We start from the raw sequence: 17,904 nt of genomic DNA on the forward strand, positions 1-17,904 counted from the left end.
TTGCGGCTGCTTATCGCCGCAGCCTTGCTCAAGACACTACCCCGATGTCCGTGCTGCCTGCGCGCAAACGCAAGGCTACGCTTGTGACACAGTAAAACTAGGAGGCTGCGCGGCACCCGCGGCCGGCCTGCGCGCAGGCCCCGGAAATCGCTAGCTGGCTAAGCATCCCGGCTAGCATTGCCGGATTTCCGGGAATGCGAGGCGGCCGCGCGACGACGGGTCTGCAAAGCCGGATCGAACAGGGTTCCTGACATGACGGCTCGCGGCTTTCCCTCGGCGCTGATCGGCCTCGCCTGCCTGCTGGGTGCTGCCCGAGCCGCGGCGGTGCCCATGCTCGCCTGTGCGGACCAGGCCGAGATCCCGCCCTTCACCTTCGCCGAGCGGCATGACGGCGTGGCGAGCGAGCAGGTCATCGGCGCCAGCGTGGACCTGCTGAAGGAAATCGGCCGCGAACAGGGCTGGGACATCGGCGTGCAGCTGCTGCCCTGGGCGCGCTGCCTGCAGGATGCCGCGAACAACCGCTTCCAGTTCGTCATCAACCTGGGCCGGCAGGAGGCGAGGTCGGGCCAGCTGCTGCTCAGCGAGCCGTATTTCCGCATGCACAGCGTCTACCTCTACTCCAGGCGCTTGCATCCCAAGGGGCTGGAGCTGAAGTCGCTTGCCGATGTGCACGGCTACCGCGTCTGTGGCCTGAGCGGCTACCGTTTCGAGGCCTTCGGCCTGAACACGGCGGACGTGGACCGCGGCACCACCCGCAGCTACGAGCAGCTCACGGCCAAGCTGCACCTGGGCCGTTGCGACCTCGTCATCGACAGCCGCGAGACCATCGCCGGCATGTACCTCATCAACCCCAAGCTGCGCCACCTGCTGGTGGACGGCTCGCTGGGCATGGCGGCCCTGCCGGGCGCGCCCCTGCGCGAGCTCTACTTCGGCATGCCGGCCGCGGCACCACAGGCCCAGGCTCTGCTCAAGGCGCTCAATGAGGGTTTGCGACAGAAGAAAACGGCTCAACGGATCGAGCGACTTGTCGATCACTACCTGGACTGAACTGCCTCGCGCTTGATTTGCGTCAGCCTCTTGACCGGGCAACTCGCCGAGCATTGACCGGATCGACATGCCCACCGCCATGCCCAGGCACCCCCTGAGACGCCAGCTGCTTTGCGCAGTCGCGCTGCTGTGCCTTGCCGCCCCGGGCCGCGCGCAGGCCGATCCGCAGCCGGCCAGGTCCGGCCTGGCGATCAACGGCTTCGGCACGCTGGGCCTGGTGCACTCCAGCGAGCAAGGCGCCGACTACAGCTTCGACAACCTCCAGCCCTACGGTGCCGGCCGCAGCCGCGACTGGAGCCCCGACGTGGACAGCCGGCTCGGCGTGCAGGCCACCTACGACCTGAGCGAACGCATCACCGCCGTGCTGCAGCTGGTGTCCGAATACACGTCGGCGGGCAATTACTCGCCCTATGCGAACTGGGCCAATCTGAGCTACCGCTTCAGCCCGGAGTTCAGCCTGCGCGCGGGCCGCATCGCGCTGGCCAGCTTCCTGGCCTCGGACTCGCGCCGCGTCGGCTACAGCAATGTGATGGCCCGCCCGCCCATCGAGGTGTACCGGCTGCTGGCCCTGAAGGAGAGCGATGGCGTCGACGCCACCTGGCGCAGCCGCATGGGCGCGGCCGGCAACAGCCTGAGCCTGCTCTACGGCAGCAAGACCGTCGTCAACACCGCCGGCCGGCATGTGCACTCGCGCGCCGTGCAGGGCATCTTCGACACGCTGGAGTGGGGCGACCTGACCGTGCACCTGGCCTACCAGGAGCGCCACGTCGACAACCAGAACCCGCAGCGCGGCATCTTCAGCTCGGGCGGCGTGGCCTACGACACCGGGCGCTGGTTCGCCGCGGCGGAATGGGTGAGGGCACTCAACTACAACGCCCGCGCGCTGAAGATCACCCGCGAGGCCTGGTATGTCAATGCCGGCGTGCGCCTCGGCGCCTACACGCCCTATCTGACGCTGTCCGAGCTCTGCCCCACCAGCGCGACGAAGCTGGCGCCCGTCGCGCAGAGCACGATCTCCGCCGGCCTGCGCTGGGACTTCGCCCGGCACTGGGACCTGAAGCTGCAATGGGACCATGTCAAGCTGGGCAGGGACTCCTACGGCACGCTGCAGAACGTGGTGCGGGGCACACCCTCCGGCGGTGGTGTCGATCTGGTCAGCATGGCTGCTGACTTCGTGTTCTGAGATCACGCTCATGGGCCGCGCCACCACCCCTACCTGGCTTCGGTTGCTGGCGCTGCTGCTGGCCGGGCAGCTCGGCACGGCGGCGGCCGAGACGGTCGTGATCGTGGCCGCGGACCAGCCCCTTGCCTCACTCAGCGCCGAGCAGGTCGGCGAGCTCTTCCTGGGCAAGATCGGCAGCCACAACGCCGGCACCCGCCTCACACCCATCGACCAGGCCGAGAACTCCACTGTCCGCGAAGAGTTCTACCGCAAGCTCACCGGCAAGGACGCCGCGCAGCTCACGGCCTACCGGGCCCGCATGCTGTTCACCGGGCGCGGCGAGCCGCCGCTGGAATCGGGCGACAACGATGCCGTGAAGCGCATGGTGGCCGCCCATGCGGGCCTGATCGGCTATATCGACCGCAGCGCGATGGATGCCAGCGTGAAGGTGCTGCTGATCCTGCGCTGAGCCGTCAGGGTCGCAACGAAAAACACCGCCTGTGAGGCGGAGTATCGGACTTTTGGTCTCCTGTCACGTCGCTGCGCGACATGAGCGTCGCCCGAGAACGACCAAGCCGCTTCGCGGTGGGCTTACAGCCCTGCGGCCGCGCGCAGCGCCGCAGCCTTGTCGGTCTTTTGGTCTTCACTCACATCCGCTTGCGCGGATATGAGTTTCGCCCACGCACCGAACCGCGCTTCGCGCGGCGGCCTTACAGGCCGGCCGCAGCCCGCAGGGCCGCGGCTTTATCGGTGCGTTCCCACGTGAATTCCGGCTCTTCACGGCCGAAGTGGCCATACGCCGCCGTCTTCGAGTAGATCGGGCGCAGCAGGTCCAGCATCTGGATGATGCCCTTGGGGCGCAGGTCGAAGTGCTCGTTGACCAGCCTGGCGATCTGCTCGTCGGGGATGAGGCCGGTGCCCTCGGTGTAGACCGTCACGTTCATCGGGCGGGCCACGCCGATGGCGTAGGCGACCTGGATCTGGCACTGGCGCGCCAGGCCGGCGGCGACGATGTTCTTGGCCACGTAGCGGGCGGCATAGGCGGCCGAGCGGTCCACCTTCGTCGGGTCCTTGCCCGAGAAGGCGCCACCGCCGTGCGGGCAGGCGCCGCCATAGGTGTCGACGATGATCTTGCGGCCGGTCAGGCCGCAGTCGCCCTGCGGGCCGCCGATGACGAAGCGCCCGGTCGGGTTGATCAGGTACTTGGTCTCGGCCGTCAGCCAGTCCTTGGGCAGCACCGGCTTGATGAGCTCCTCGCGGATGGCCTCGTAGAACTCGGGCGTCATCTTGTCGCCCAGGCTCATCTCGGGGGCGTGCTGCGTCGACAGCACGACGGTGTCGATGCTGTGCGGCTTGCCGTCCACATAGCGCATCGTGACCTGGCTCTTGGCGTCGGGGCGCAGGAAGGGCAGCCGGCCGTCCTTGCGCAGCTGGGCCTGGCGCTCCACCAGCCGGTGGGCGTAGTAGATCGGCGCGGGCATCAGCTCGGGCGTCTCGTCGCAGGCGTAGCCGAACATCAGGCCCTGGTCGCCGGCGCCGGTGTTCAGGTGGTCGTCGGACGCATGGTCCACGCCCTGGGCGATGTCGTTGCTCTGCTTGTCGTAGGCGACCAGCACCGCGCAGCCCTTGTGGTCGATGCCGTACTCGGTGTTGTCGTAGCCGATGCGCTTGATGGTGTCGCGCGCGACCTGGATGTAGTCGACGTGGGCATTCGTCGTGATCTCGCCGGCCAGCACGACGAGGCCGGTGTTGCACAGCGTCTCGGCGGCCACGCGGCTGCGCGGGTCCTGCTCGAAGATGGCGTCGAGGATGGCGTCCGAGATCTGGTCGGCCACCTTGTCGGGGTGTCCTTCCGAAACCGATTCGGACGTGAAGAGGAAGTCGTTGGCCACTTTTAAACTCCGGTTGCTTGATGGCGGCGTCGCCGTCGCTCCCGGAGGTGCGGCGAACGCTTTAGCGGGATTTGTGGATCGCCCCGCAAGTAGTTCAGTAACTCGGCGATGCGCCAATTATAAGAAACATGGGCCTGGTCTTTCTCTGCTTGTCCCGCCTGCCGCTGGCGCTATTGCACGCTTTGGGAGCCCTGCTGGGCTGGATCGTCTATCTTGCGTCACCGACCTATCGCCGCCGCTTCCGGGCCAATGCGGCCCAGGCCGGCGTGTCCTGGGCCGACGCGCGTCCGGCCATCGCCGCGGCTGGCCGAATGACGGCCGAGCTGCCCTGGCTCTGGGTCGGCACCCGGCGCCGCCCGCTGGGCGAGGCTCTGCAGTGGGACGGGGCCGAGCGGGTCGAGGCGGCACTGGCCGAGAAGCGCGGCCTGGTGCTGCTGACGCCGCATATGGGCTGCTTCGAGATCTGCGCCCAGGCCATCGCCGAACGCTTCACGACGCCCGCGGCGCCCATCACCGTGCTCTACCGCCCGGCCCGCCAGGCCGCGCTGCGTGACGTGATGGCCGGCTCGCGCGAGCGCCCGGGGCTGGCCACGGCGCCGGCCTCGCTGGCCGGCGTGCGGCAGATGATCCGCGCCTTGCGCAAGGGTGAGGTCATCGGCTTGCTGCCCGACCAGGTGCCGCCCGACGGCCTGGGCGTCTGGGCGCCGTTCTTCGGCCGCCCGGCCTACACGATGACGCTGGCCGCCCGCCTCGTGCAGCAGACCGGCGCGGCCCTGCTGCTGATCTGGGGCGAGCGCCTGCCCGGCGGGCGCGGCTTCGTCGTGCATGTGCTGCCCGCGCCCGAGATCGCCAAGGACGCCGCCGCAGACGCCGCCGCGGCCACCATCAATGCGGCGATGGAGAGCGTGATCCGGCGCGCGCCGGGGCAATACCTGTGGGGCTATCACCGTTACAAAGAGCCACGCGGGCTGGACATCGGTGCAGCGCCCGATAATCCGGCCCCATGAGATTGCGCTTCACCAAGATGCAGGGCGCGGGCAATGACTTCGTCGTCATCGACGCGACCCGGCAGCCCTTCGCGCTGACCGCCGCGCAGATGCGCCTCCTCGGCGACCGGCGCTTCGGCGTCGGCTGCGACCAGATCCTCGTCATCGAGCCCGGCACCGAGGCCGGTGCGGACTTCCGCTACCGCATCTTCAACAACACCGGCGACGAGGTCGAGCACTGCGGCAATGGCGCGCGCTGCTTCGTGCGCTATGTCGTCGACGCGGGGCTGACGGGCAAGCGCGAGATCCAGGTCGATACGATGAACCGCCGCCTCTCGCTCAGGCTGCAGGACGATGGCCGCGTGACGGTGGACATGGGCGCGCCGGTGTTCGAGCACGCGGCCCTGCCTTTCGACGCGGCCGGCCTGAAGCCGCGGCTCGTGAACGGTTTCGAGCTCTGGCCCGTCGAAGGCGCCGAGCTGGCCGTGCTGTCCATGGGCAACCCGCATGCGGTGCAACGCGTCGACGACGTCGACACGGCGCCGGTGCTGACCCAGGGCCCGCGCATCGAGCATCACCCGAGCTTCCCGCGGCGCGTGAACGCCGGCTTCATGCAGGTGCTGGCCCGCGACCGCATCGCGCTGCGCGTGTTCGAGCGCGATGCCGGCGAGACCCTGGCCTGCGGCACGGGCGCCTGCGCGGCCGTTGTCGCCGGCATCCGCCTGGGCTGGCTGGACGCGGCCGTGGAAGTGCAGACCCGTGGCGGCCTGCTGAAGATCGAATGGGCGGGCGGCCAGAGCCCGGTGCTGATGACCGGCCCCGCCACCAAAGTTTTTGACGGAGAAATCGAGCTGTGAGTTCCAACCCGGCCGCGGATGCGGTGCAAGGCATCACCGAAACCGACATCGCCAACTACCTGGCGGCCACCCCCGGCTTCTTCGAGCGCCATGCGGCGCTGCTGGCCAGCGTGCAGCTGCAGCACCCGCATGGCGCGCGTGCCGTGTCGCTGCAGGAGCGCCAGGCCGAGATGCTGCGCGACAAGATCAAGGGCCTGGAGCTGCGCATCGTCGACATGATCCGCAACGGCCAGGACAACGCGGCAATAGCCGACCGCCTGCACCGCTGGACGCTGTCCGTCATGCGCGCCGCGGGCACGCCGGCCGAGCTGCCCGAGGTGCTGCTGGCCGAGCTGCGTCACCAGTTCATGATCCCGCAGGCCAGCCTGCGCCTGTGGGGCGTTGCGGCCGAGCACGAGGCGGCCGAGTTCGGGGCTGCAGTCAGCGCCGACGTGAAGAGCTTTGCCTCCAGCCTGAGCCAGCCCTATTGCGGCGTGAACTCGGGCTTCGAGGCGGCGCGCTGGCTGGGCCTGTCAGAGAGCGGCGGCACCGCCACCTCGCTGGCCCTGATCCCGCTGAGCCTGGCCAAGGTCAACGAGGGCAGGCCCTTCGGCCTGCTGGTGCTGGGCTCGCCCGACCCGACGCGCTACACGGCCGAGATGGGCACCGACTTCCTGACCCGCGTCGGCGAGATCGCCAGCGCCGGCCTGGCGGGCCTGCTCGCTGCATGAGTGCGCTGTGCGCTGACTACCAGGAGTTCCTGCAGCACGCCCGCGTGCAGCAACGCCTGAGTCCGCGCACGCTGCGCATCTACACGGACGGCCTCGAGCGCCTGCAGGCCATGCTGGCGGCGGCCGCCATCGATGCGCGGGCCCTGAGCATCGCGCAGGCGCGCCGGCTGGCCGCACTGCTGCACCGTGAGGGCCTCGCCCCGAAGTCCATCGCGCTGCTGCTGTCGGTCTGGCGCAGCGCCTACCGCTGGCTGGGCCTGCAGGGCCGCGTCGCGCTTAACCCCTTCGACGGCCTGAAGGCGCCCAAGGCGCCCAAGCCCCTGCCCAAGGCGCTTGGCGTGGACGATGCGGTGCAGCTGGCCAGCCATGTGCCCGACGAGATCGCCGATTCGCGGCTGGAAGCGCGCGACCGCGCGATGGTCGAGCTGCTCTACGGCGCCGGCCTGCGCGCGGCCGAGCTGATCGGGCTGGACGTGCAGGCCAGCGGCGGCGCAGCCGGCTGGGTCGACCTGCAGTCGGCCGAGGTGCATGTACGCGGCAAGGGCGACAAGTGGCGCAGCACGCCGCTGGGCCACGCGGCGGCCGAAGCGCTGCAGGCCTGGCTGGCCGTGCGCGGCCAGCTGGCGGCGGCCGGCGAGCCGGCCCTCTTTGTGGGCGCGCGCGGCCACCGCGTCGCGGGTTCGACGCTGCGGGCCATGCTGTCGGCCCGCGCCGTCGGCGCCGGCATGCCGGCCCATGTCCACCCGCACATGCTGCGCCACAGCTTTGCATCCCATCTGCTGCAGTCCAGCGGCGACCTGCGTGCCGTGCAGGAGCTGCTGGGCCATGCCCACATCACGACGACCCAGGTCTACACGCAGCTGGATCATCAACACCTGGCGCGCATCTACGACGCGGCCCACCCGCGAGCTAAAAAGAAATGACCCGCCGAATCGCCACGCTGCTGGCCCTGCTGCCGGCCTGCGCGCTGGCCACCCCCGACGAAGTACCCTTTGCCCACCTGAACACCGTGCGTCCCGCCGCGGTCGAGGGCAACTGGACGTCGATGAAGCTGCCCGACGGTGGCCGCACGGCCTTCGCGTCGATGAGCTATCTGATGGCCTACGACGAGGACTGGGGCTTCGGCCCCGGCTTCTACGGCGCGGCCAAGGGCAACTACGGCGGCATCTTCACGGTGGGCTTCACGGGCCAGCGGCGCTGGCGCCTGTCGCGCAACACGCATCTGGCGGCCAGCCTCTACGTCGGCGCGGGCGGTGGCCTGTCCAGCGCGCAGCTGCGCTTTGGCGGTGGGCTGATGCTGAGGCCCGAGCTGTCGCTGCGCACCGAGGCCGGCGCCTGGTATTCGGGCATCGGCATCTCGCAGATCCGCTTCCCGAGCGGCAACGTGAAGAGCGGTGTGGGCCTGAGCTTCACGCTCGGCCGGGCCATGGACTTCGTCAGCTTCTCGCCCGACGATGCCGGCCGGCCCGCACGCGCCGGGCGGCGCACCGGCCTGGGCTTCGACGAGATCGCGCTGACCGGCGGCTTCGAGAAGCCGACCGCCTCCAGCCGCACCCGCGGCGGCACGCCCTTTGCCGGCAAGGTCGGCAAGGCCGGCGCCGAGCTGCGCCAATACATCGCGGACGGCAGCTGGTGGGGCGTCGAGGCCTCGGGCGCGGCCAAGGGCGGCGTCGACGGCTATATGGAAGTGCTGGGCCAGATCGGCCAGGACTGGGCGCTGTTCGGCACGCCGCGGCTGCGCGTCGGCGGCCAGCTGGGCGCGGGTCTGGGCGGCGGCGGCAATGTCGACACCGGCAACGGCTGGCTGCTGCGCGCCGGGCCGACGCTGCGCTGGATCACGCCCTGGGGGCCCAGCCTGCGCCTGGATACCGGCTTCACCTATGCGCCCAGCGGCTCCTACACGGCGCCCTATCTGCGTGCCGTGCTGGCCATGCCGCTGGACCGCACGCCGACGCTGATCGGCGACGACCCGGGCGGCACGGTGCGCGTGCAGCAGCTGGGCGCCAGCGTCATGCACCTGTCGCGCGTGAGGTTCAAGGATGGCCGCCAGGAAGCGGTCAGCCATCTGGCCGTCAACATGTCGCGCGAGTTCTCGCCCCATGTCTACGGCGCGGCGATGGCCGGCAGCGCGGCGGTCGGCAGCGCTGGCGCCTATTCCTTCGGCCTGTTCGGCCTGGGCCTGCAGAGCGACCCGCTGTGGGGCGGCCTGCGCTTCGGCGCCGAGTGGCTGCTGGGTGCGGCCGGCGGCGGCGGCGTGGCTGTGGGCGGTGGCGCGGTGACCCAGGCCGAGGCCTGGGCGCAATGGCAGCTGGCCGAGCGGCTGAGGCTGCGCGCCGGCATCGGCGAGTTCCGCACGCTGCGCAGTGGTCAGCAGTCCACATCGCTGACCCACTTGCAACTGAGCTACGCCTTCGGCACGCTGCAGCGATGAAGAAGATCACGATCCGCCCTGGCAAGGAGCGCTCCCTCGTCAAGCGCCACCCCTGGGTGTTCGAGAGCTCCATCGCACGCGGCGGCGGCGATTCGGGCGAGACGGTGAGGGTGGAGTCGGCCGACGGGCAGTTCCTCGCCTGGGCCGCTTTCAGCCCCGGGTCGCAGATCCGCCTGCGGGCCTGGAGCTTCGACGCGGCCGAGCGCATCGACGCCGCCTTCTTTGCGCGCCGCATCGCGCAGGCGATCGCGATGCGCAAGCGGCTGGCCATCGCATCCGACGCCTGGCGGCTGGTGCATGGCGAGGCCGACGGCCTGCCGGGGCTGGTGGTGGACCGCTACGGCGACACGCTGGTCGCGCAGTTCGGCAGCGCTGGCGCCGAGCGCTGGAAGCAGGCCATTGCCGACGCGCTGCTGGCCGCGACGGGCCTCACGCGCCTGTACGAGCGCTCCGATGCCCAGGCCCGCGAGTGGGAGGGCCTGCCCGTCCAGACCGGTTGGCTTCGGGGTGACGGCGAGACCGCACTGACCATCCGCGAACACGACTGGAAGCTGACGCTGGACGTGGCCGAGGGCCACAAGACCGGCTACTACCTCGACCAGCGCGACAGCCGCCAGCGTTTCGCGGCTGCGGTGAGGCAGTACGGCTGCAAGACGGTGCTGAACTGCTTCAGCTACACCGGCGGCTTCTCGGTCGCCGCGCTGGCGGGTGGCGCGAGCCTGGTCGTCAGCGTCGATTCCTCGGGCCCGGCGCTGGAGCGCGCCAAGGCGCACGTGGCGCTGAACGGCTTCGACGCGGGCCGCCACGAGGCCTGGGATGCCGACGTGAACGCGACGCTGCGCCGCTGCCTGAGCGAAGGCCGGCGCTTCGACGCCATCGTGCTCGACCCGCCGAAGTTCGCGCCCACGGCCGCCCACGCCGAACGCGCCGCGCGCGCCTACAAGGACATCAACCGGCTGGCCTTCATGCTGCTGAGCGACGGCGGCCTGCTCTACACCTTCTCCTGCTCGGGCGGCATCGCGCCGGACCTGTTCCACAAGATCGTCGCCGGCGCGGGCCTGGACGCGGGCGTGGACGGCTACATCGTCGAGCGCCTGTCCGCCGCGGCGGACCACCCGCAGACGGTCTGCTTCCCGGAGGGGGACTATCTGAAGGGCCTGGGCATCCTGAAGCGCTAGCTAGCTGGCGCGGGCAAGCCGACGCGGGTGTCGAATTTCGCCCGCTTCACGCTGAAGAAGGCCTTGATGTTGCGCACATTGGCGTCCTGGGTCAGCAGGCGCTGCGTCAGGGCCTGGTAGGCCGGCATGTCGGGCAGTTGGACGACGAGCACGAAGTCCGGCCCCGGCGACACGCGCCAGCATTGCTGCACGGCAGCCTCCTGCACGGCGCGAGCCTCGAAGGCGTCCAGGTGCTCGGCGCCCTGGCGGTCCAGCGTGATCTCAAGGATGGCCTGCAGGCCGGCGCCGAGCTTGTCCGGCGACAGGATGGCCACGCGGCGCTCGACGATGCCGGCGTCGACGAGGCGCTTCACGCGGCGCAGGCAGGTGGCCGGCGACACGGCCACCCGGGCCGCCAGGTCCTGGTTGCTCAGCGAGGCATCGGCCTGCAGCGCGTCGAGCAGTCGGAGGTCGATGGTGTCTAATTCATTCATATTTGAAGATTATTTGAATGAAAATTTCTCATTGGGTGGGTGGAGAAATTTTCATTCAAATAGCGTCATATTTTGCACGCAATTGCCGCGCCGACCTGCCTAGCATGGCGCCCTCACAGAACGGAGAGCAGCCATGTGCGGCATCGTCGGCGCGGTCAGCCAGCGCAACATCGTCCCCATCCTCGTCGAGGGCCTGAAGCGCCTCGAATACCGCGGCTATGACTCCTGCGGCGTGGCCGTGCACCAGGACGGCGGACTGCGCCGTGCGCGCAGCACCTCGCGCGTGGCCGAACTGCAGCACCAGGCCGAGCAGGACGGCATCGCCGCCGGCACCGGCATCGCCCACACCCGCTGGGCCACGCATGGCGCGCCGGCCGTGCACAACGCCCACCCGCATTTCTCGGCCGGCCCGAATGCCGGCGCCGACGCCGTCGGCCGCATCGCCCTGGTGCACAACGGCATCATCGAGAACCACGACGAGCTGCGCGCCGAACTGAAGGCGCGCGGCTATGTCTTCGCGAGCCAGACCGACACCGAGGTCATCGCCCACCTGATCGACCACCACTACAGCGGCGACCTGCTCGACGCCGTGCAGCAGGCCCTGCCGCGCCTGAAGGGCGCCTACGCGGTGGCCGTGTTCTGCCGCGACGAGCCGCACCGCGTCGTCGCCGCCCGCGAGGGCTCGCCGCTGGTGCTGGGCGTGGGTGAGAGCGAGAACTTCGTTGCCTCCGACGCGATGGCCCTGGCGGGCGTGACCGACCAGATCGTCTACCTGGAAGAGGGCGATGTCGTCGACCTGCAGCTCGGCCGCTACTGGATCAGCCGCCTCGACACGACGAGCGGCCGCTTCATCACCGTGCAGCGCGAGGTCAAGACCGTGCACGCCCACAGCGGTGCGGCCGAGCTCGGCCCCTACCGCCACTACATGCAGAAGGAAATCTTCGAGCAGCCGGTGGCCATCGCCAACACGCTGGACGCGGTGACCGGCATCAGCCCGGAGCTGTTCGGCGACGGCGCCTGGCGCGTCTTCAAGGAAGTCGACAAGGTCCTCATCCTCGCCTGCGGCACCAGCTACTACTCGGGCTCCACGGCCAAGTACTGGCTGGAGAGCATCGCCAAGATCCCGACCTCGGTCGAGATCGCCAGCGAATACCGCTACCGCGACAGCGTGCCCGACCCGAAGACGCTGGTCGTCACCATCAGCCAGAGCGGCGAGACAGCCGACACCATCGCCGCCCTCAAGCACGCCCGCGCCCAGGGCATGAAGCACACGTTGACCATCTGCAACGTGTCCACCAGCGCGATGGTGCGCGAGTGCGAGCTGGCCTACATCACGCGCGCCGGCGCCGAGATCGGCGTGGCCTCCACCAAGGCCTTCACGACCCAGCTCGTCGGCCTCTTCCTGCTGACGCTGGCACTGGCGCAGACGCGCGGCCACCTCAGCGATGAAGCCGAAGCCCGCCACCTGAAGGACCTGCGCCACCTGCCGGTGGCCGTGCAGGCCGTGCTGGCGCTGGAGCCCCAGGTCATCGCCTGGAGCGAGGAGTTCGCGCGCAAGGAAAACGCGCTCTTCCTCGGCCGCGGCCTGCACTATCCGATCGCACTCGAGGGCGCGCTCAAGCTCAAGGAGATCAGCTACATCCACGCCGAGGCCTACCCGGCCGGCGAGCTCAAGCACGGCCCGCTGGCCCTCGTCACCGCCGAGATGCCCGTCGTCACCGTGGCGCCCAACGACGCGCTGCTGGAGAAGTTGAAGAGCAATATGCAGGAAGTCCGCGCCCGCGGCGGCCAGCTCTACGTCTTCGCCGACGGCGACACCGCCATCGAGAGCGAGGCCGGCCTGCACGTCATCCGCATGCCCGAGCACTACGGCGCGCTGTCGCCCATCCTGCACGTCGTGCCGCTGCAGCTGCTGGCCTATCACACGGCCTGCGCGAGGGGGACGGATGTGGACAAACCTCGCAATCTGGCGAAGTCGGTCACCGTCGAATGACGGAGGCCGACCGCGTTGACGCCAACAAATAAGGTCGGTCGGGCCTGATTAAGGTCCGTCGAGCTTTCCCAGATTTGTGGGGCCATGGCCGCTCGGCCTGACAGACTGCCCCTATCTACAGCTGTTGCCGTCAGACTGCTCATGACCGACGCTCAATACACGACTTTGCCGCAGTGGCCCAACGCTTATCCGGCCAGTGGCGCCAGTGCCACCCTGAAACTCCTCAACGAGGATTTCATCGTGACCGAACTGCCGCTGCAGCTGCCCTCCGGTGAGGGCGAACACATCTGGCTGGACATCGAAAAGAACGGCGCCAACACCGCCTTCGTCGCCCAGCAGCTGGCCGAGGCCGCCGGCGTGCAGGAAAGGGACGTGGGCTATGCCGGCCTCAAGGACCGATACGCCATCACCCGCCAGTGGTTCAGCATCTATCTGCCGATTGGGAAAGGGAAAGGCGAGACGCCCGACCTGACCGGGCTTCAGCACCCGGAGTTCAAGGTGCTGAGCCAGAGCCGCCACGTGAAGAAGCTGCGCCCCGGAGATCTGCAGGGCAACCGATTCCGCATCGTGCTGCGTGACCTGACCGGCAGCCGCGACGCCATCGAGGCCAATCTGAAGGCCGTGGCGGCGCGTGGCGTGCCCAACTACTTCGGCGCCCAGCGCTTCGGCTTCGAGGGCGGCAACGTCGAGCAGGGCAGGGCCATGCTGGCGCGCGAAATCCGCGTGCGCAACCCGAAGAAGAAGGGCATCTACCTGTCGGCGGTGCGTTCCTTCGTCTTCAATGAAGTGCTGGCGCTGCGAATTCAGCAGGGACTCTGGGGCAAGACCCTGCCCGGTGATGTGATGGACGAGGCGGGCCGCCCCACCGGACCGCTCTGGGGACGGGGCCGCGTGAGCACCACCGATCAGGCTCAGGCCCTGGAGAACGGCGTGGCTGGACGTCACGCCACCTTGTGCGACGGCATGGAACACGCTGGCCTGGATCAGGAGCGCCGCGCCCTGGTGGCGAGCCCGGTGGACCTGTCATGGGAATGGCCGCAAGCCGATCAACTGGTGCTTACGTTCTCGTTGCCCGCCGGGAACTACGCCACCTCCGTTCTGAACGAAATCCTCCGCACCACGGAGCCTGACCGCCACACGGAGAACGAGGCTGCGGCCGTCGAATGACGGCGTCCTCGTATTGCACACGCTCGCTAGGGACTTCGCCCTAGGGACGGCGCATCTGGCATGGCTAGCATCGTCCCGTCAGAGCCGCGCCGCTCCTGCGCGTGTTTCGGGAGGGCAGATGCTTCGAAACGGATGGCTTGCTCTAATGCTGGTCGCCCTCGGTATGCCGGCACACGCGCAGAAGGGTGCGCCGGGATTCCCGTCCTGGGCCTATGTGATGGGTCCCGGCGCCGTCGCGCCAAAAGTCCCAGACGACGGTACAAGGTTCTCGGTACCCGGCAGCACGGCCCGGTTTACGCGCGACCAAACGCGTGACCGCTTCGCGCCACCCGACTGGCATCCGGACGACCATCCAGCCATGCCCGCGATCGTGGCCGGGGGCCGGCCTCCCGCCGTATGGGCCTGCGGGTTCTGCCATCGTCCGAACGGTGCCGGGGGCCCGGAAAACGCCAGGATCGCGGGCCTGCCGGCCGAATACATCGCGCAGCAGTTGAGGGACCTGGTCAGCGGCGCGCGCTCGACCGTGCTGCCGACCCGCAATGCGGCCCATTTGAAGCGCGCGATCGTCAAGGCACTGACCGACGAAGACATTCAGGTGGCGGCTGCGTATTTCTCGCGTCTGGCGCCGCGCCAGACCCTGATCGTCAAGGAGTCCGAAAGGGCTCCGAAAACCGTCAATCTCCTCAACATCATGGCCGCCGGTGACGACGGGGAATGGGTGAAGCTTGACGACGACCGCATCGTCGAAGTGCCCGAGAACCTCGAGCGCTTCGACGTGCTGCGCGACGACCAGGTGAAGTTCCTGGTCTATGCGCCGCTCGGCAGCATCGCCAAAGGCAGGGCGCTCGCGCGCGCACCGGGCGGCAACGCGGCCCTGGCTTGCGCGGGATGCCATGGCGCGGATCTGCGCGGGGCCGGCCGGGTGCCGTCCATCGCCGGGCGCTCGCCGAGCTACGTCGTACGGCAACTCTGGGACATTCGGGCCGGGGCACGCAACGGCCAAGGGGCACAGGCCATGAAGCCCATCGTCACAGCGCTGTCCAGCCAGGACATGCTCGAGTTGGCCGCCTATCTGGCGACGCTCGATCCCTGAAGTGAGAGTGAGCTCCTCGCCCAATCGCGCCGCGCTGAACGCGGGCGAGCCTGGTCGGTCCCCGCGGGGACGGCGATGCTCGCGGCATTGAGCCGCTCGCACATCGCCAGCGCGGGCCGGCTTGGGAGCGGCCCGGCGCTCGACCCGCAGTACCCCAGTTTCATGCGTCGCGAGTGCCGCGAACGCGGAATGGATAACTGAGATGTGAACTCGCGGGCACCAACAGGAGCCGCCTGGCCAGGCTGCGCCCCTGTCGACTGCCGCGCCATACAGCGGACGGCGTCGAAAGAAGCCTCCCTCATCACGGGGCACACCTTGCCGGTCGACGGCGGATTTCTGGTGCCGTAACCCTCAGCGAGCTTGGAGGGGGCGCGAAGCGACGCGACACAAGCCCTGCAACCTGGCCGAGTCGGTCGAACTCGAGTGAACACTCAGACTTCGATGGTGCGCACACTGCGGGCCTTGCCGCCCGCGAGCAGGCGCTGGATGGTGCCGCCCGCAGTCTCCAGGTTCACCTGGATGACGCTGGGCGATGCGGGCTGCATGAACCAGCCCTGTTCGATGCAGAACTGCTCGGCGCCCAGGCCCGCCTGGTCGCGCAGATAGCAGGCCAGCGGGCCGGCGGCCATGCCGGTGGCGGACTCTTCCTCGATGCCGTAGCGCGGCGCGAACATCCGCGTGCCGGCATCGCGCATCGCCCGCTGGGTTTGGGCGGTGTAGGCGTAGTAGCCGACGAGGTCGAGTTCGTCGCTCAGCCGGGCGACCAGGTCCATGTCCGGCCGCAGCGCCGCCAGGGCCTGTGCATCGCGGACCGGCACGACGAGGAATGCGTTTCCGGTGTTGACGACCGCTGGCGCCAGGCCGTCCGCGAGCGCGCTGCGGGCCAGGCGCAGCGACTCCAGCAGCCGCCGTTCGTGCGCCGATCCCGCATCGATGCGGGCATAGGTGGGCGAGCGCTGCTCCATGAACGCCATGTCGCCGTGCACGACGATGTCGCGCCGCCCGTCGATGGTCTCCTTCGACAGCGTGCCGTCGCCGATGCGGCCCAGCTCGCGCAGGCGGCAGAAGGTGGCGATGGTCGCGTGGCCGCAGTGGGCGATCTGACGCGTCGGCGTGTAGAAGTCGAGCTTGAAAGTCGCACGCTCGGATGCCGAGACGAAGGCGGTTTCCGACAGCCCGACACGCTGTGCCACGGCCAGCCTCTCGGCATGGCTGAGCCCGTCGGCATCGAGCACGACGCCGGCAGGATTGCCGCCCACCGCCCCATCGACGAAGGCATTCACGATCTCCACGCGGACGCTCATGCCGTGGCCCCCCCCCGAACTCGATGCCGCCGGCCCGTTGGCCGGCACCTTGCGGACGGACGCTCGTGTGCGACTCGGCCGCGTAGAAGCGCGACAGGCGCGCCGCCACCGCCTCCGGCAACTCGGCGGGCAGCCAGTGCCCGCTGTCGGCAAAGTGCTCCACGGTGGCGGCGCCGAAGTGGTCGGCGTAGCGGCCCGCGATATAGGGGTCGTGCTCGCCCCACAGTACCAGCGATGGGCGGGCAGCCAGCACATGGCGAAGCTCGTCCTCCCAGCCGGCAAAGTTCCGCGGGTCCGTCGCCCGGTACCAGCGCAGCATCATCCGCTTCACCGAGGGTGTGATCAGGTCATAGGTGCGATGGATCTGCTCGCGCGTCAGCTTGCGCGACGCGCGCCGCAACTCGCGCGCAAAGCCGCGCCGGGTGGTCAGCGCCTGCACCAGTTCGCCGACGAGCGGCGTGCGCCAGAGGCGGCCGAACAGGTGCCAGCGGTAGTCGGCCGCGAAGACGGTGTTCATGATCGCCACGCTGAGCACCTTGTCGGGATGCCGCACCGCCCAGGCCAGGCCGAACGGGCCGCCGACGTCGTGCACGACCAGATGCAGTGGTTCGCCGATGCCCAGTGCGGTGACCAGCGCGTCGACCCAGTCGGCCATGCCTTGCAGCGAATAGTCGAAATCGCCAGGCGCGGTGGAGCGCCCGAAACCCGGCAGGTCGGGGGCGATGCAGCGATGCCGGGCGCTCAGGCTGGGGATGATCCCGGCCCAGATGTCCGAGGAGTCGGGATTGCCGTGCAGGAAGAGGATCGGGGCGCCCCGCCCCTCATCGACGAGGTGGATGCGGGTCTGGCCGACGTTCAGCGGCATGTGCAATCTCCTGGGTGGGGCTGGCGTGGCCATTGTGTGGAGCCGGTGCTGTGTCGACAATGGCAAAAAAAGACCATTTGCTATCGATACGTGCCAACCGCCATGCCTGTTGCCTCGCCCCCATCGACGAGCCCGTTCCGCCTCGGTCTGGTGCTGTTCCCCGGCTGCATGCCGGCGGGGCTGTTCGCGGCCGGCGACATGGTCCGCGCCTGCAACCTGCGCGCGGGGCGCGTGCAGATGACCGCGACCTGGGTCGGCGCCGAACTCGGCGAGGTGCCGACCCATCAAGGCCCGAGCCTGCGGGTGCAATCGACGGTGGCCGAAGCGGCCTGTGACGCCTGGCTGCTGCCGGGACTGTGGCTGACCTCCACGGCTGCGCTCGACGGCGCCGTTCGTGCGCAGGGCCGGCTGGTCGACGCGTTGCGTGCGCAGCCCAGGCGTGCGCAGGTCTGGAGCTACTGCGCGGGTGTTGCCCTGGCCGCGGCGGCAGAGCGGCTGGACCGGCATGCGGCCACCGCGACCTGGTGGCTGCGGCCGGCGCTCGCGGCGCAATTCAAGCGCGTCCGGTGGCAGGGCGGCTCCGACCTCGTGGTCGACCGCCATGCCATCACGGCGGCGGGGCCCGGCGGCTACCTGCCGCTGATGCTCGACCGGCTGGCGCAGCACTTCGCCGACGACGTGCTGCAGGATGTGCAGGAGCTGCTGATGCTGCCCAGCCCCCGCAGGCGCCATCCTTCATTCGAGCC

15 protein-coding genes and 1 pseudogene are annotated in these 17,904 nt (G+C 69.4%); 12 read left to right on the forward strand and 4 right to left on the reverse strand.

Features of this window, described 5'->3' with window-relative positions:
• Positions 1 to 252: 252 nt before the first annotated feature.
• From EV671_RS24070 to EV671_RS24080, 3 genes are all read left to right on the forward strand, one after another.
• A complete protein-coding gene (locus EV671_RS24070) occupies positions 253 to 1,047 on the forward strand; it encodes a substrate-binding periplasmic protein (protein WP_132576458.1) in 795 nt (264 codons plus the stop codon).
• A gap of 79 nt (positions 1,048 to 1,126) precedes the next feature.
• Positions 1,127 to 2,230: a TonB-dependent receptor gene (locus tag EV671_RS24075; protein ID WP_132576459.1), complete on the forward strand. Its 1,104-nt coding sequence runs from the start codon at positions 1,127 to 1,129 to the stop codon at positions 2,228 to 2,230.
• A gap of 10 nt (positions 2,231 to 2,240) precedes the next feature.
• The gene (locus tag EV671_RS24080; protein WP_207911238.1) at positions 2,241 to 2,678 is read left to right on the forward strand and encodes a type 2 periplasmic-binding domain-containing protein; all 438 of its coding nucleotides are present in this window, start codon (positions 2,241 to 2,243) and stop codon (positions 2,676 to 2,678) included.
• Positions 2,679 to 2,919: 241 nt separating this feature from the next.
• Here EV671_RS24080 and metK read toward each other — a convergent pair whose 3' ends face one another.
• Entirely contained in the window at positions 2,920 to 4,101 is a 1,182-nt protein-coding gene (gene metK, locus EV671_RS24085; protein ID WP_132576460.1) for a methionine adenosyltransferase, read from the reverse strand.
• A gap of 128 nt (positions 4,102 to 4,229) precedes the next feature.
• Here metK and EV671_RS24090 point away from each other — a divergent pair, with 128 nt between their 5' ends.
• The 6 genes from EV671_RS24090 to EV671_RS24115 are packed head-to-tail and all read left to right on the forward strand — an operon-like array spanning position 4,230 to position 10,263.
• Positions 4,230 to 5,108: a lysophospholipid acyltransferase family protein gene (locus tag EV671_RS24090; protein WP_132576461.1), complete on the forward strand. Its 879-nt coding sequence runs from the start codon at positions 4,230 to 4,232 to the stop codon at positions 5,106 to 5,108.
• Complete coding sequence (gene dapF, locus EV671_RS24095; protein WP_132576462.1) at positions 5,105 to 5,944, forward strand: diaminopimelate epimerase; 840 nt, start codon at positions 5,105 to 5,107, stop codon at positions 5,942 to 5,944. The genes EV671_RS24090 and dapF overlap by 4 nt, the downstream gene beginning before the upstream one ends.
• Positions 5,941 to 6,654 (forward strand): DUF484 family protein, encoded by a 714-nt coding sequence (locus EV671_RS24100; RefSeq protein WP_207911239.1) that lies wholly within the window; start codon positions 5,941 to 5,943, stop codon positions 6,652 to 6,654. The genes dapF and EV671_RS24100 overlap by 4 nt, the downstream gene beginning before the upstream one ends.
• Positions 6,651 to 7,577, forward strand: coding sequence for a tyrosine recombinase XerC (locus tag EV671_RS24105; protein ID WP_132576463.1), 927 nt, complete (start codon positions 6,651 to 6,653; stop codon positions 7,575 to 7,577). Before EV671_RS24100 ends, EV671_RS24105 begins: the two co-directional genes overlap by 4 nt.
• On the forward strand, positions 7,574 to 9,085 hold the full coding sequence (locus tag EV671_RS24110; protein WP_132576464.1) for a hypothetical protein: 1,512 nt from the start codon (positions 7,574 to 7,576) through the stop codon (positions 9,083 to 9,085). The genes EV671_RS24105 and EV671_RS24110 overlap by 4 nt, the downstream gene beginning before the upstream one ends.
• A complete protein-coding gene (locus tag EV671_RS24115; RefSeq protein ID WP_132576465.1) occupies positions 9,082 to 10,263 on the forward strand; it encodes a class I SAM-dependent rRNA methyltransferase in 1,182 nt (393 codons plus the stop codon). The genes EV671_RS24110 and EV671_RS24115 overlap by 4 nt, the downstream gene beginning before the upstream one ends.
• Here EV671_RS24115 and EV671_RS24120 read toward each other — a convergent pair.
• The gene (locus EV671_RS24120) at positions 10,260 to 10,736 is read right to left on the reverse strand and encodes an Lrp/AsnC family transcriptional regulator (RefSeq protein WP_132576466.1); all 477 of its coding nucleotides are present in this window, start codon (positions 10,734 to 10,736) and stop codon (positions 10,260 to 10,262) included. The two genes, EV671_RS24115 and EV671_RS24120, sit on opposite strands and share 4 nt — an antisense overlap.
• Positions 10,737 to 10,869: 133 nt before the next feature.
• Between EV671_RS24120 and glmS the strand changes: the two genes are divergently transcribed.
• The 3 genes from glmS to EV671_RS24135 all read left to right on the forward strand — a co-directional run bounded on the left by glmS (position 10,870) and on the right by EV671_RS24135 (position 14,989).
• Positions 10,870 to 12,729: a glutamine--fructose-6-phosphate transaminase (isomerizing) gene (glmS, locus tag EV671_RS24125; RefSeq protein WP_132576467.1), complete on the forward strand. Its 1,860-nt coding sequence runs from the start codon at positions 10,870 to 10,872 to the stop codon at positions 12,727 to 12,729.
• A gap of 141 nt (positions 12,730 to 12,870) precedes the next feature.
• Positions 12,871 to 13,896, forward strand: a complete 1,026-nt coding sequence (gene truD / locus EV671_RS24130) for a tRNA pseudouridine(13) synthase TruD (RefSeq protein ID WP_132576468.1) — start codon at positions 12,871 to 12,873, stop codon at positions 13,894 to 13,896.
• Between the two features lie 145 nt (positions 13,897 to 14,041).
• Complete coding sequence (locus tag EV671_RS24135; RefSeq protein WP_165917706.1) at positions 14,042 to 14,989, forward strand: c-type cytochrome; 948 nt, start codon at positions 14,042 to 14,044, stop codon at positions 14,987 to 14,989.
• A gap of 431 nt (positions 14,990 to 15,420) precedes the next feature.
• Here EV671_RS24135 and EV671_RS24140 read toward each other — a convergent pair whose 3' ends face one another.
• Positions 15,421 to 16,293: a PhzF family phenazine biosynthesis protein gene (locus tag EV671_RS24140; protein WP_132576470.1), complete on the reverse strand. Its 873-nt coding sequence runs from the start codon at positions 16,291 to 16,293 to the stop codon at positions 15,421 to 15,423.
• A gap of 160 nt (positions 16,294 to 16,453) precedes the next feature.
• Positions 16,454 to 17,890 (reverse strand): annotated as a pseudogene (locus EV671_RS28045) (alpha/beta fold hydrolase); the annotation flags it as partial.
• Positions 17,891 to 17,904: the final 14 nt, after the last annotated feature.

The organism is Roseateles saccharophilus (assembly GCF_004342485.1).
Taxonomy (GTDB): domain Bacteria; phylum Pseudomonadota; class Gammaproteobacteria; order Burkholderiales; family Burkholderiaceae_C; genus Pelomonas; species Pelomonas saccharophila.